At 52.3% G+C, this 14,415-nt stretch carries 12 protein-coding genes; 7 read left to right on the top strand and 5 right to left on the bottom strand.

The genetic code is table 11. The features are described 5' to 3' along the window. The first annotated feature begins 157 nt into the window (after positions 1-157). A complete protein-coding gene (gene dinB / locus H2P46_RS02730) occupies positions 158-1,213 on the top strand; it encodes a DNA polymerase IV (RefSeq protein WP_193403682.1) in 1,056 nt (351 codons plus the stop codon). Positions 1,214-1,239: 26 nt separating this feature from the next. On the opposite strand, the gene H2P46_RS02725 is transcribed toward dinB, so the two are convergent. The 4 genes from H2P46_RS02725 to pepD all read right to left on the bottom strand — a co-directional run bounded on the left by H2P46_RS02725 (position 1,240) and on the right by pepD (position 6,552). Continuing rightward, the gene (locus H2P46_RS02725; RefSeq protein WP_193403681.1) at positions 1,240-2,307 is read right to left on the bottom strand and encodes a sugar ABC transporter substrate-binding protein; all 1,068 of its coding nucleotides are present in this window, start codon (positions 2,305-2,307) and stop codon (positions 1,240-1,242) included. Positions 2,308-2,332: 25 nt separating this feature from the next. Next, on the bottom strand, positions 2,333-3,334 hold the full coding sequence (locus H2P46_RS02720; RefSeq protein ID WP_193403680.1) for an ABC transporter permease: 1,002 nt from the start codon (positions 3,332-3,334) through the stop codon (positions 2,333-2,335). Next, complete coding sequence (locus H2P46_RS02715) at positions 3,331-4,836, bottom strand: sugar ABC transporter ATP-binding protein (protein ID WP_193403679.1); 1,506 nt, start codon at positions 4,834-4,836, stop codon at positions 3,331-3,333. Before H2P46_RS02715 ends, H2P46_RS02720 begins: the two co-directional genes overlap by 4 nt. Positions 4,837-5,094: 258 nt before the next feature. Further along, positions 5,095-6,552, bottom strand: coding sequence for a beta-Ala-His dipeptidase (gene pepD / locus H2P46_RS02710; RefSeq protein WP_193403678.1), 1,458 nt, complete (start codon positions 6,550-6,552; stop codon positions 5,095-5,097). Between the two features lie 254 nt (positions 6,553-6,806). Between pepD and gpt the strand changes: the two genes are divergently transcribed. The 3 genes from gpt (at position 6,807) to crl (ending at position 9,091) form a co-directional block, all read left to right on the top strand. Then, positions 6,807-7,265: a xanthine phosphoribosyltransferase gene (gene gpt, locus H2P46_RS02705; RefSeq protein ID WP_193403677.1), complete on the top strand. Its 459-nt coding sequence runs from the start codon at positions 6,807-6,809 to the stop codon at positions 7,263-7,265. A gap of 116 nt (positions 7,266-7,381) precedes the next feature. Next, positions 7,382-8,629 (top strand): esterase FrsA, encoded by a 1,248-nt coding sequence (gene frsA, locus H2P46_RS02700; protein WP_193403676.1) that lies wholly within the window; start codon positions 7,382-7,384, stop codon positions 8,627-8,629. 60 nt (positions 8,630-8,689) lie between these two features. Then, positions 8,690-9,091: a sigma factor-binding protein Crl gene (crl, locus tag H2P46_RS02695; protein WP_193403675.1), complete on the top strand. Its 402-nt coding sequence runs from the start codon at positions 8,690-8,692 to the stop codon at positions 9,089-9,091. Positions 9,092-9,237: 146 nt separating this feature from the next. Here crl and H2P46_RS02690 read toward each other — a convergent pair whose 3' ends face one another. Then, positions 9,238-10,347 carry a porin gene (locus tag H2P46_RS02690; protein ID WP_193403674.1) on the bottom strand — a complete coding sequence of 370 codons (1,110 nt, stop codon included), beginning with the start codon at positions 10,345-10,347 and terminating at the stop codon, positions 9,238-9,240. 238 nt (positions 10,348-10,585) lie between these two features. Between H2P46_RS02690 and proB the strand changes: the two genes are divergently transcribed. The 3 genes from proB to H2P46_RS02675 all read left to right on the top strand — a co-directional run bounded on the left by proB (position 10,586) and on the right by H2P46_RS02675 (position 14,043). Further along, entirely contained in the window at positions 10,586-11,689 is a 1,104-nt protein-coding gene (gene proB / locus H2P46_RS02685; RefSeq protein WP_193403673.1) for a glutamate 5-kinase, read from the top strand. Between the two features lie 10 nt (positions 11,690-11,699). Next, positions 11,700-12,953 (top strand): glutamate-5-semialdehyde dehydrogenase, encoded by a 1,254-nt coding sequence (gene proA, locus H2P46_RS02680; RefSeq protein WP_193403672.1) that lies wholly within the window; start codon positions 11,700-11,702, stop codon positions 12,951-12,953. A gap of 358 nt (positions 12,954-13,311) precedes the next feature. Beyond that, the gene (locus H2P46_RS02675) at positions 13,312-14,043 is read left to right on the top strand and encodes a S24 family peptidase (protein ID WP_193403671.1); all 732 of its coding nucleotides are present in this window, start codon (positions 13,312-13,314) and stop codon (positions 14,041-14,043) included. The last annotated feature ends 372 nt before the right edge of the window (positions 14,044-14,415 follow it).

The following is a 14,415-nucleotide window of genomic DNA, read 5'->3' as shown; positions in this document are numbered from 1 at the left end:
CATTAACATTGTCTGTTTTTTTAGCAAGTCAATGCCCCGGAAAATCACGCTTTCCTGAAGGGAATAGCGGCAGAAATTTGTAAACGTTACTGCGCCTCGCCACAAATATTGCGGTTGCTTTTTTTGACTGTATACTTATCCAGTTCTGGAGGCGGGTATGCGTAAAATCATTCATGTTGATATGGACTGCTTTTTTGCCGCAGTTGAGATGCGGGATGATCCAACGTTACGCGATATTCCCGTCGCTATCGGCGGTAGTCGTGAACGTCGTGGCGTAATTAGTACCGCCAACTATCCGGCGCGTAAATATGGCGTGCGCAGTGCAATGCCAACCGGCATGGCCCTGAAACTATGCCCACATTTACGTCTGCTGCCGGGGCGCTTTGCTGCTTACAAAGAGGCATCAGCGCAAATCCGCACCATCTTCTCGCGTTATACCGCATTAATTGAACCGCTTTCCCTTGATGAAGCCTATCTGGATGTCACCGACAGCCAGCATTGTCACGGCTCCGCTACGCTGATCGCTCAGGAGATCCGTGCGACGATTTATCGGGAAACCAAACTTACCGCGTCGGCAGGCATTGCGCCGATTAAATTTCTCGCCAAAATCGCCTCCGATTTAAATAAACCGGACGGGCAATATGTGATCACGCCGTCACAGATGCCGGACTTTTTGCTGACTTTACCCCTGGCGAAAATTCCGGGTGTGGGGAAAGTCTCTGCAAAGAAGCTGGAAGAGATGGGCCTGCATACCTGTGGCGACATACAAAAAGCGGATTTGGCGCTGCTGCTAAAACGCTTTGGCAAATTTGGCCGGGTATTATGGGAACGCAGTCACGGCATTGATGCGCGCGGCGTGGTGGTCGAACGCGAGCGTAAGTCGCTGGGGGTAGAAAGAACCCTGGCGGAGGACATCAATCACTGGGAAGCCTGTTTAGCGATTATTGATTATCTCTACGATGAGTTAGAACGCCGCCTGACGCAGATTCGCCCGGATAAACTGATTGCCCGTCAGGGCGTAAAATTAAAGTTTGATGATTTCCAGCAGACCACTCAAGAGCACATTTGGCCGGTGCTGAATAAGGACGACATGATTGCGGTGGCGCGTAAAACTTGGGACGAACGCCGCGCAGGAAGAGGCGTTCGGCTGGTGGGGTTACACGTTACGCTGGTTGATCCGCAGCTTGAAAGGCAGCTATTGCTCGGCTTATAAACAAGGCGGGCCTTGCCCGCCTGCCATTACTTCTTATATTTCGCTTCCAGCGTGGCAAACCACGGCGCGACAAAGTCTTCATTGCTGCCCCAGCCGGGAACGATTTTGTTCAGCGAAGCGACATTGACCGCACCTTGCTGACCGTTCAACTGCTGCTGAGAAATCGAGGCCGCTTTGAATTCATAGGTTGCTGGCGTGGCCTCACCGGCTATCTTGTTCGCCACCAGACGCATATTCACTGCGCCGATCGTTTTAGGATCAACCGCAACAGTTTGCACCCACGGGCTGTTTTTCTCACGCATTAACTGCAAATCCTGGTTCGATACGTCAATGCTGTACAGTTTGATCTCAGTCCGTCCGTTCTCTTGCAGCGCTTTGTATGCGCCCTGACTGAAAGCATCCCACGCGCCCCAGATGGCATCAATTTTTCCTTTCGGATACTTCGCGAGGATTGCGCCAATTTTATTGGCAGTATCACCCTGTACATCCGTTGAAACGGCACCAATTGATTCCAGTTGATGAATGCCCGGATTCGCTTGCAGCAGTTTTTCATACACCACCTGGCGGCGTTCCATCGGCGGGGACCCGGCGACCCATAGTTTGATTATGTTCGCTTTGCCGTTGAAATCCTTGACGATTTGGCCAAGGGACAGCTGCGCCAGTGACGCGTCATCTTGGGCAGTGACGGTTACGCCATTGACGGGCGAATCGACTGGTGTATCAAACACCGACAGCTTGATGCCAGCGTCAGCGATACGCTTCACTAAACCGCTGGCGTAAGGGGCTTTGCCGTGCGACAGGATGATGCCGTCATATTTCTGACTGATAGCCTGATTTACGAAATCCTGAAAACGAGCATCATCGCCGTTACTCAGAAAAGTGCTGACCTTAAAGCCCAGCTTACGGCCTTCCTGAATGGCACCGGCGACAAACTGGGTGGTATTGTCATCAGAACCCAGATTGCGGATGACCGCGATACGAATCGGACCAGCGTGACTGGCGATGACAGTCGGCACCGGCGTCACGGTGTCGGCAAACGTGGCGCTGGCATTGAGCAGGCTTAAAGCCAGCAGCGAGAGCGTGATTTTTTTCATTATTTTAACTCCAGAATATCGCGCCTCAGCGGCGCTGGATGTAAGTCATCGCCAGTGCTAACGCCAGCACCAGCCCTTTAATAATGTCCATGGCGTAATAGGGCACCGACAGCATCACCAGACCGTTTTGCAGCACGCCCAGAATTACCGCGCCAACCAGCGTTCCCAAAGCATTGGGTTTACCTGAACCGGCCAGGGAAAAGCCGATCCACGCTGCCGCAACCGCATCCATCAGATAGCCGCTTCCGGCGTTGACTTGTGAGGAACCAATACGTGAGGCCAGCAAAATGCCACCCAGCCCAGCCAGCAGCGAAGCAATGACATAAGCCAGCACACGGTAACGCGTAGTACGAATACCGGAAAGGCGCGCGGCTTCCGGGTTGCCGCCCAGCGCATACATGCGCCGACCGTGTTTGGTTAGCGACAGCCCCAGCTGCGCCACGACAGTGACCAGCAACATGATAACCACGTTAGTCGGCACCTGACCGAGCAGGCCAAACGCTGCCGGAATAGTGCCCTCCGCCATATCACCACTGGGTAACACCATGTTCTCGGTGATCGAGCCGCCAAAGCTGTAGGTCATCGCTACGCCCTGAATCACAAACAGCGTTGCCAGCGTAGCGAGCATGTCAGGTATACGCAGAATGACAATCAGAAAGGCGTTAAACAGACCGACCAGGGTGCAGAGCGCCAGCGTAATAACAATCGCTTCAGTGGTATTGAAGCCATACCAGACGAATAGCGAGATCACCAGCGCATTTGCCAGCGAGGCGGTAGAACCCACAGAAAGATCGAAACCGCCTACGGTAAGCGAGACCGACACACCGACCGCAATAACCGTCACAATCGCGATAGAGCGCAAAATGTTGATGATGTTATTCGGATCAAGAAAGCTGTCAGTCGCCAGGCCAAAGGCGGCGATTAAAATCACTACCGTCAGTAACATCCCCCATTTATAGAGAAAATCGAACAGTCGATGGCGCAGCGACGGCGGCGCCGGGTTCAGGGTTAGTTCTTTACTGCTCACGCAGGGGTTCCTCCGGTGGAATAAAGCAAAAGCGTTTCTTCGGTAACGTCTCGTGCGTCCAGCTCCGCCACAATGCGTCCATCCCAGAGCACGCAAATGCGGTCACATAAGCCAACCAGCTCCGAAAATTCACCTGACGCGTAGATAATGCCTTTGCCGTCACGCGCCAGGCTGTCAATCAGCGCAAACAGTTCAGTTCTGGCTTTAATATCTACGCCTTTGGTTGGCTCATCAAAAATCAGCACGTCAGCGTTATTGCGGAGCCATTTGCCGATCGCCACTTTCTGTTGATTGCCGCCGGACAAACGACGCAGAGGTTGCGTCGGGCCGGTCGTGCGTACATTCAGGCGCTGAATAATTTCTTCCGCCCAACGCCACGCCTGCCGATGCCCAAACAAACTCCAGCGAGAAAAGCTGTCATCGGCGCTCACGCTCAGGTTCATCGCCACCGATTCATCAATAAAAATGCCCTCTTTGCGACGCTCTTCCGGCACCAGAGCCAGGCGTTGGGACACCGACTCATGTGGCGATCGCGGTTTCCAGGGCTTACCGTGTAGCTCACCACGCGTCACCCGGCTTTTACTGGCACCAAACAGCGCCTTGCACAGCTCGGTTTTGCCCGCGCCCGCCAGGCCAGCAATACCAAGAATTTCACCTTTATGCAGGCGCAGTGAAATGTTTTGCAGCAACTGTTCGTCGTGCAGGCCATCTACCGCCAACAGTAACGGCTGTGTCTGTGGCTCACGCGGGATGGGATAGATGTCGGTCAGCGGGTGGCCTAACATCTTCTCCACGATTTGCTCACCGCTTAACGCCGCCATCGGACAGCTTTCAATTAAGCTTCCATCACGCAGCACCGTCAGGCGATCGCAAATCGCTTTAAGTTCATGAATACGATGGGAAATAAATACGACGCCAATACCGCTGGCCTGCAACCGTCGCACCACATTAAACAGACGCTCGCTTTCATGCTGATCGAGCGGGGCAGTAGGCTCGTCCAGAATCAGAAACCGGCAGTGATGCGACAGCGCACGCGCCAACAGAATTTGCTGTTTCTCGGCCAGCGTACAGCGCTCTACCAGACGATTAATGTCAATGACGACATCAAGCTGAGCCAGCAAAAGGTGAGCCTGGCGACGGATTTCACTCCAGCGATAACCGTGTCCCGGTTCCGCCAGCCGATCCAGCAAAATGTTTTCTGCCACGCTGAGTTGTGGCACCAGCGCGACATCCACTTCCTGCTGGACCAGATGGATACCGAGCTGTTTGGCATCGCGCGGGCTGCGTATCGACACCTTTTTGCCGTCCAACAGTATCTCGCCGCTGTAATGGCTATGCGCCCCGGACAACACGGCCATCAGCGTCGATTTTCCAGCGCCGTTCGCGCCCGTCAACGCATGTACCGAATGGCCTTCGCTGACAAAATCCACCTGCGTTAACGCGGCAAATCCGCCAAAAGCGATGGAGATGTTACGCATCTCAAGGCGGTTTAACGCGCTCATTGAAGGAACCTCTGTACAAAATAACGACCGCATTGTTTCCTAAAGTCACGGGAGCGGCAACAATCGAAAGCGCATAAGCTAGCACAAACTCCTATTAGCCATCCAGAGATCTGGACATAATGGCGTCTATAACTGGATGTAACTGATAGCGTGGTGATTTAAGGGGAAATAGTGAGTTAGCGTAGTGTTTTATGCTGACTTAAACCGGCGGGTATAAAAAACCAGGCCGTAGCCTGGTGGATTAAGCGGAGGAAAAAATTATTTTTCTGGAATCGCAGTCAACAATGTTGTCAATAATTTCCAGTAAAGCCCGACGCTTTCAATATGCACTTGCTCATCAGGCGAATGCGGACCGGTAATCGTTGGCCCAATGGACACCATGTCCATATCAGGATAGGGCTTCTTGAACAGGCCACACTCCAGACCTGCATGGATCACCTGGATATTCGGCATCTTATTGAACAGAGCCTGATAAGTTTGACGCGTCAGCGCCATAACTGGCGAATCCGCATCTGGCTGCCAGCCAGGATAGCCGCCTTTCGGCCTGGTCTGCGCGCCAGCCAGCTGGCCGAGTGAAGTCAACATTTGCACCACATAATCGCGGCCGGTGTCGATCAGCGAGCGGATCAGGCAATTGATTTCAGCGTTATCAGCATCCATGGTGACCACGCCTACGTTCAGCGACGTTTCGACCACACCTTTCGCCACGTCAGAATTGCGAATGACCCCATTCGGCGTGCTGTTCAGCAAATTCAGGAAGCGATCGCGACTGTCAGCCGTGAGCGCCTGACCCTGATGTGCCAGTGGCTCGGTCACCAGCGCGATATTTTTCTCTTTCACACCGTGCTCATTTTGCAAAGCAGAAAGGAAATGCGCCGCAGCGGCTTTCAGTGTATCAACCTTGTGATTTGCCACCGCCAGCGTAGCAAACGCTTCACGTGGAATGGCGTTACGCAGCGTGCCGCCGGTAAAGTCTATCAGGCGCACATCCAGCTCAGCCGCATGCGCCGCGAGAAAACGCGCCAACAGCTTATTGGCGTTGCCAAGCCCCATATGGATGTCGGCACCGGAATGGCCGCCTCGCAGACCTTTCAGCGTCAGCTTCAGGGTGTCGAAATCAGCGGGAACCTCTTCACGCGTCAGCGACAGCGTGGTGATAAAATCGATGCCGCCCGCACATCCCATGTAGATCTCACCCTCTTCTTCAGAGTCGGTGTTGATCAAAATATCCGCTTGTAGCCAGTTTGGTTGCAAACCAAACGCGCCATCCATGCCGGTTTCTTCGGTCATGGTCAGTAGCACTTCCAGCGGGCCGTGCGTTAGCGTGTTGTCTGCCAGGACCGCCAGCGCCGATGCCATACCGATACCGTTATCTGCACCCAGCGTAGTTCCACGTGCCTTCACCCATTCGCCATCAACATACGGCTGAATAGGATCTTTGGTGAAGTCATGAACGGTGTCGTTGTTTTTCTGCGGCACCATATCCAGATGCGCCTGCAAGGCAACCGGCGTGCGTTTTTCCATGCCAGCAGTTGCCGGTTTACGGATCAGGATGTTGCCAACCTGGTCGCGTTCACACCAGAAACCTTGCTCTTTAGCCCAGCCCACAATATAGGTGGCAAGCGCTTCCTCATGGAAAGACGGATGAGGAATTGAGCAGATCTTAGCGAAAATATCCCACAGCGGTTGTGGCGAAAGTTGAGACAATTCAGACACGACAAGTCTCCTGTGTCAGTGCGCCGGATGAACCGGAGGGCGCGAGTTTCCAGTGAAAGATCGCCGCCAGAGAATCTGACGAGATGGGCCTGAGAATATCACTGTTTTTTGCCAGGTGCGTAATCAGACGCGTTAAAAAGCCGCAACCGGCGCGCGGGTGCTGGTTTTTAACGCGTCATATCCTTATAATCTCGCGCAACCTTTTCCCTGTTGCACATTTTTTAAGCCAATCCGGTTGGCTGGGATACCTATTTATGAGCGAAAAATACGTCGTTACCTGGGACATGCTACAGATCCATGCCCGCAAACTGGCTCAGCGCCTGCTTCCTGTTGAACAGTGGAAAGGCATCATTGCTGTTAGCCGTGGCGGCCTGGTACCGGCTTCGCTGCTGGCGCGTGAACTGGGTATTCGTTATGTCGATACCGTGTGCATCTCCAGCTATGACCATGATCACCAGCGCGAAATGAAAGTGCTGAAGCGCGCAGAAGGCGATGGTGAAGGCTTTATCGTGATTGATGATCTGGTTGATACTGGCGGGACGGCGCAGGCCATTCGCGATATGTATCCTAAAGCGCATTTCTGCACCATCTTCGCTAAACCTGCCGGTCGTGAGCTGGTGGACAACTATATCGTCGATATTCCGCAAAATACCTGGATTGAGCAGCCGTGGGATATGGGCGTGGTTTATATTCCACCCATTGTTAAAAGCTGATTGATTTAACACAAACAACGCCCGGTTTTCCGGGCGTTGTCCTTTCTGCTTCTCGCACCTTGTTATGCCGTGCAGTACACTTAGCCATTGCCGCGTTTGCTGCAGGAGAACGTCGTATGACGAGCAAAAATCTTAGCGAAGAGCTGTTTAAGCCGCGCTTCAAACACCCCGAAACCTCTTCACTGGTTCGTCGTCAACCCCATGCCACCAGCGCTGTGCATTCCGCCCTTGATGGCGACAGCCAACGCGGCTGGTATCGTATGCTCAATAAGCTGATGTGGGCATGGCGCGGACTGACACCGCAGGAAATCAGCGAAGTACTGGCGCGTATTGCCATGAGCAACGCCGGGCACACCGATAATAGCTTGCTGGATACGGTCATCGGTTATCGCAGCGGCAACTGGCATTATGAGTGGTGTAAGCAGGCGGCGCACTGGCAGCAAAAAGCGCAGGAAACGGATGAGGATCCCCAGGCAGGTAAACACTGGTTACATGCCGCGCATCTGTACAGCCTTGCCGCATACCCTTATATAAAGGGCGATGAGCTGGCCGATCAGGCCCAGGTGCTGGCGAATCGTGCATATGAAGAGGCCACCAGACGCTTTCCCGGTGAGCTGAAATCCCTGACCTTTCCCATCAGTGGCGGTAGCCCGGTGAACGGTTTCCTGCATATGCCGCCTGGCGTTAAGGCGCCTTATCCCACCGTGTTGTTCTGCGGCGCGCTGGATTCGCTGCAAAGCGATCACTATCGCCTGTTCCATGATTATCTTGCGCCGCGCGGCATGGCCATGTTGACCATTGATGTCCCCTCGGTGGGATATTCGGTGAAATGGACGCTGAATCAGGACACCAGCTTTTTACATCAGCAGGTGCTGCGGGAGCTGCAAAACGTGCCCTGGATTGATCATACGCGCGTCGCGGCGTTTGGTTATCGCTTTGGCGCCAACGTCGCGGTGCGGCTGGCGTATCTGGAAACATCGCGTTTGCGCGCGGTAGCCTGCCTGGGACCCATTGTGCATAGCCTGTTTACACAGCCTGCTTTGCAAGATGCGGTGCCGGATATGTATATGGATATGTTCGCCAGCCGCCTCGGCATGGCATCAACGTCCGACAGCGCATTACGCACTGAGCTAAACCGCTATTCGCTGAAAACGCAGGGGCTGCTTGGTCGTCGCACGCCAACGCCAATGCTAGCGGGTTACTGGCAAAAAGATCTGTTTAGCCCGGAAGAAGAGGCAAAATTAATCGTTAATTCGTCCTCCGAAGGTAAAGCCCTGTTGATTCCGGTTACGCCGATGATGTCCAGCTTTGATCGTGCGCTTAATGAAATGTGTGACTGGCTGGAGAAACGGTTGAAAAGGTAACTGGCAAAATTTACAGTGTTTGCTACAACTATTAGCGGTTAAAACGAATGGAGATTTAGCATGATGTTACCGAGTGGTCATCCCCGCAGTCGCCTGCTTAAGCGCTTCACTGAGTTGGGACCGTATATCCGTGAAGGAAAATGTGAAGAAACGCGTTTCTTTTTCGACTGCCTGGCTGCCTGCATCAATGTGAAACCGGCCCCGGAATTGCGCGAATTTTGGGGCTGGTGGATGGAGCTGGAAGCCCATGCCGATCACTTCACGTACGTTTACCATATCGGCTTATTTGATAAAGAAGGCGACTGGTCTGTCGCAACGATCAAAGGCAAAGAGAACAATCAACGCGTGGAAGAAACCTTACGTAATTTCCACACCCGCCTGCAAGCCATGTTGAAGACACATGAATTAGGTCTGGAACCGGCCAGCGGTTTCGATGAAAAACCTGTAAAATTGAGTGCCTGATACGGCATTGCATCCAGGAGAAAAGGGCGAGTTGAGGAACTTGCCCTTTTTTGTGCACATTCGCCTTAAAGATGAAGTGCAGCGCTATTTCGTTAGCTCTGCCGTACAGCAATCAGGAGGGCGGCGGGCGTAGAAATAGCGCAAATTCAGAACTGGTAGGTCACGCCTAATGCGACAATATCATCGGTGTTTTTCGCCAGCGTATTGTTGTCATCCAGCAAGTTGATTTTGTAATCAACGAAGGCAGACATGTTTTTGTTGAAGTAATAAGTCGCACCCAGGTCAACAAACTTGTAGTAATCCGCGTCCCCGATACCATTTTCAATATCTTTAACCTTGGTCTGCACGTAAGCCAGGGAGGGACGCAGGCCGAAATCAAATTGATACTGCGCCACGACTTCGATGTTTTGCAATTTATTCGCGTAGCCGCTTACCGCGACATCATTACCTGCCACCTGCGCCGTACCGTTGATTGGGTTCATATTGCGGGTTTCCGCATAGTTTGCTGCCAGATAAATGCCATCACGGTCATATTTCAGGCCCGTTGCCCAGGCTTCAGCTTTGTCGCCACGACCATAAGCGGTATCTTTCTGATCGAAGGTACGGTTTGAAGAAGAGACGGCGCCTTTGATGCTCAGGCCTTCAATGAGTTTATAAGAAAGTGAAGCCGCCATGCCGTCGCCATTTGAGGCGGAGTCAGAGCGGGAGGCGTTTTCATTTTTGCCCTGATACTGCAAGGCGAAATCTAAACCATCAACCAGACCAAAGAAGTTAGAATTGCGATAAGTTGCTACGCCATTAGTTCGGGTCAGCATGTAGACGTCAGCAGAGGTGTAAGCGGTCGCACCAAACTCTGGCATCATATCGGTAATGGCTTCCACATCATAAATCAGGCCGTAGTTACGACCGTAATCAACGGAGCCGTAGTTGCCAAATTTCAGGCCAGCAAAACCAAGACGCTTTTTATTACCCACATTGGAGTCGCTTTCTGGGTTGTTCAGGTTGTACTGATATTCCCACTGACCATAGCCTGTCATCAGATCGTTGATTTGCGTCTGACCTTTGAAACCAATACGAACATAAGATTTGTCAGCATTGTTGCTGGCGTTGGTGTCTGCATCACTGATGTAACGCATTGCTTTAAGCTTGCCGTAAAAATCCAGCTTATTACCGTCTTTGTTATAAATTTCTGCTGCGTGTGCAGTTGATGTCAGTGCCAGTGCTGAGACCAACAGTGCCAGAAGGCTTTTCTTCATTTAAAAATCCCCGATGAGTCAATTTGTAATTTATATAGAACCTTTTGTAAAACAGGGACTTTTTACCGTCTGGCGATGAAAGTTTTATGACACTTTTCCTGTTTTCTTGTTAATAGTGAACTTTTGAACTACGTCCTTGTGAGGTGATTTTCTTGCTTTTCCCCTGCTGGCTGTTGGCTTCCTTCCCGACTCCTGTTAAAACGTCTTTTCGCATATATTTTTCACGACGGCAGGAAATATGAGTGGTAGTCAGACCTTAGTGGTCAAATTGGGAACCAGCGTGCTTACTGGCGGTTCACGTCGGTTGAATCGAGCGCATATGGTGGAACTGGTTCGTCAGTGTGCGCAGCAGCACGCGGCGGGCCACCGCATTGTGATTGTCACCTCTGGCGCGATGGCCGCCGGGCGTGAACATCTTGGGTATCCCGAACTGCCGCCTACCATCGCCTCAAAGCAGCTGCTGGCTGCGGTGGGGCAGAGCCGTCTGATTCAGCTATGGGAGCAGTTGTTCTCTATTTATGGCATCCACATTGGCCAGATGCTGATAACCCGCGCGGACATGGAAGATCGCGAGCGCTTTCTTAATGCGCGCGACATGCTTCGTGCGCTACTGGATAACCACATCGTTCCGGTGATTAATGAGAACGACGCCGTCGCTACCTCTGAAATCAAAGTGGGCGATAACGATAATTTATCCGCGCTGGCCGCCATGCTGGGCGGCGCGGATAAGCTGCTGTTGCTGACCGATCAGGAAGGATTGTTTACTGCCGATCCGCGCAATAATCCCCAGGCTTCACTTATCAGCAATGTACATGTGATTGATGATGCGCTGCGCGCGCTGGCAGGCGGGAGCGTTTCAGGGCTGGGAACGGGTGGCATGTCAACCAAACTCCAGGCTGCTGATGTGGCCTGCCGGGCAGGTATTGAGGTCATTATCGCGGCTGGCAGCCGCAGCGGTGTGATCGCTGATGTGATTGACGGCAAGCCGGTCGGCACGAAGTTCCATGCTCAGCAGTCACCGCTGGAAAACCGCAAACGCTGGATTTTTGCCGCGCCGCCCGCCGGTGAGCTCACCGTGGATGATGGCGCGTTATCCGCTATTCTTGAGCGCGGTAGTTCGCTGCTGCCAAAAGGGATTCGTGATATTCAGGGCAATTTCTCCCGTGGCGAAGTGATCCGTATTCGTAGCCTGCAGGGGCGTGATATTGCGCATGGCGTGTCGCGCTATAACAGCGATGCGATGCGCATGATTGCCGGACACCACAGCCAGCAGATCAGTGAAATTCTCGGCTATGAATATGGCCCGGTGGCGGTTCATCGCGACGATATGATCGTCAGTTAAGGAACAGGCAATGCTTGAAGAAATGGGTAAGGCGGCGCGTGCCGCCGCATATAAGTTGGCCGATCTGTCGACCGCTGAGAAAAATCAGGTCTTGATGAGCATCGCCGATCGTCTGGAAGCAGAAAGCGCCGACATTCTGGCGGCGAACGAGCAGGATCTCGCTGATGCACGCCAGAATGGCATGAGCGCCGCGTTGCTGGATCGCTTAACGCTAAATCCGCAGCGCCTGAGTGGAATGGCCAACGATGTACGTCAGGTATGCCGGTTGGCCGATCCGGTTGGACAACTGATGGATGGCGGGCAGCTTGACAGCGGCCTGCGCATTGAGCGTCGTCGCGTTCCGTTAGGCGTGGTGGGCGTGATTTATGAAGCTCGCCCAAACGTGACGGTAGATGTTGCCAGCCTGTGTTTGAAAACCGGTAATGCCGCAATTTTGCGGGGTGGCAAAGAAACCTGGCGTACTAATGCCGCAACGGTTCGCCTAATTCAAAATGCCTTGCAGCACCATAATTTGCCGACGGCGGCGGTCCAGGCAATTGAGAATCCCGATCGTGAGCTGGTGAACCAGCTGCTGAAACTTGATCGCTATGTCGATATGCTGATTCCACGTGGCGGAGCGGGGTTGCATAAGCTGTGCCGTGAAAACTCAACCATTCCGGTCATTACCGGCGGCATCGGCGTTTGCCATATCTACATTGATGAAACGATGGAGATTGAGCCTGCGCTGGAGATAATTGTTAATGCGAAAAAGCAGCGCCCCAGCGCCTGTAACTCACTGGAAACGTTGCTGATTGATCGCGCCATCGCCGAGCGCTTTCTGCCGGCACTGAGCGCGCGCATGGCGCAGGAAAATATCCTCCTGCATGCCGATGAGAATGTACTGGCCCGGTTACAGCAAGGCCCGGCCAGCGTCACGCTGATCCAGCCGGGTCATTATGATGATGAATGGCTGTCGCTTGATATGAACGTCAAACTGGTCGCGGATATGGATGAGGCAATCGACCATATTCGTCGCCATGGCACGCAGCATTCTGATGCCATCCTGACTCGCAGTACTCAACACGCCACGCGTTTCGTTAAGCAGGTGGATTCTGCGGCTGTGTATGTTAATGCCAGCACCCGCTTCACTGACGGCGGACAGTTTGGCCTTGGGGCTGAAGTTGCGGTCAGCACGCAGAAATTACACGCACGCGGACCGATGGGTTTAGAAGCGTTGACCACCTACAAATGGATTGCGTGGGGCGACGATACGCTGCGTGCTTAATTCCTCTTTTATTCAAAAACGGGAGCCTTTTCAGGCTCCCGTTTTTTTTAGGTCGCTTATTTCGGTCCAGTTAATAGTAGAGCTTTAGCGGTAGCTGAATGTTTTCTCTGCCAGGTGCTGACGTTGAGGCTAAAAGGTAGAGGGAATTTTAGTCAATTCTTTGCGGAACATTCCTGAAAGCCATGGCTGTGACAGCCGTAAAACAATATTTTTTGGCTCGCGTAAACGTGAAGAGGATAATGATAATTAGAAATGCTTGATAAACCGGTTAGGTGGTAAACGGTCGGTAATATAAAATGAACTGGTAGCAATAATGAAAATAACATCCAGTACCTCTTCAATGGCTGATTATTAACTAATGGTTAAAAAAGAAAGTACGAGACAAGCTTTCACCGCCAGGCTTATCGCCGCTTGCGAAAGCGCTGGCATTATTGGACATGGACGAAACAAACAGGTTGCCAGAGCGTTACAACAGCAGGGTTGTAAAATATCCACGCCGGGGGTGTGGAAGTGGTTTAACGCGCAGTCGGTGCCGGATAACGGCAATCTACTGGCGCTCAGCCGTCTGCTTGGAGTCAGGGTTGAGTGGTTACAGTTCGGAATGGAAAAATCCGCTGTACCGTTGTCGTTAAACGCTTTAGCGGGTCACAAAAATGTATTCAGGGTAGACAGCCTCGACATTGGCCAGAAAACCGCGGCGGGTATTCCAGCCCGTGATGAATTCGTCGAGACCATTCAGGCAATTGAATACGGTCAGGATGAAGCGCGGGTGTTATTCAACGGACGACCGGCTGAAAACATTCGTCTGATTGCGGTTAATAATGACTCCATGGCTGATACCTTTGCTCCACGCGATCAGCTGTTTGTGGACATCAGCGTGCGCGTCTTTGATGGTGATGGTATCTACATTTTTACGCTTGACGATCAGCTTTACCTGAAGCGCCTTCAGCTCCAGCACAGAAAAATTGCTGTTATTTCAGATAATAAGCGCTATGAAACCTGGTATCTCAGTTGCGATGAGGTCGAAAACCTGAAAGTGTTGGCGAAAGTTATTATGAGCCAGGCACGGCACTATCAGATTCTGGGTTAGCTTTGTGGTCAAACGGGCCTGTCTTTCACGTCGCCGAAAAAATAATCGGCATAAATTCAAAAAGTTAACCAATAGTAAATAAAAAATTAACTATCAGTGTTTGATAAAGCATAAGAACCTGTTAATAATTTGAGCATGGATGAACGAAGCTGTTTTCTCTGGGATGAGCTGCTCTTAAACAATTGAGGCGCTGCACAAGCGCGAATCATACCACCCAAAAGTCAGTGAACTTTGGGATGGGGTGGATGCGCAAAATGCAGCGTCGTCAGATGCCGTCTGTTTTCCTTCTCTTACTCTCCACCTGGCTGTTATCAGTCGGGCGGAAAGCCTGTGAGCGTTAACAGAAGGCATTCGGGCCCGTTCGGCATACCG

The sequence above is a fragment of the Mixta mediterraneensis genome, assembly GCF_014946725.1.
GTDB lineage: Bacteria > Pseudomonadota > Gammaproteobacteria > Enterobacterales > Enterobacteriaceae > Pantoea > Pantoea mediterraneensis.
This window is presented reverse-complemented; position numbering and strand designations above follow the sequence as displayed.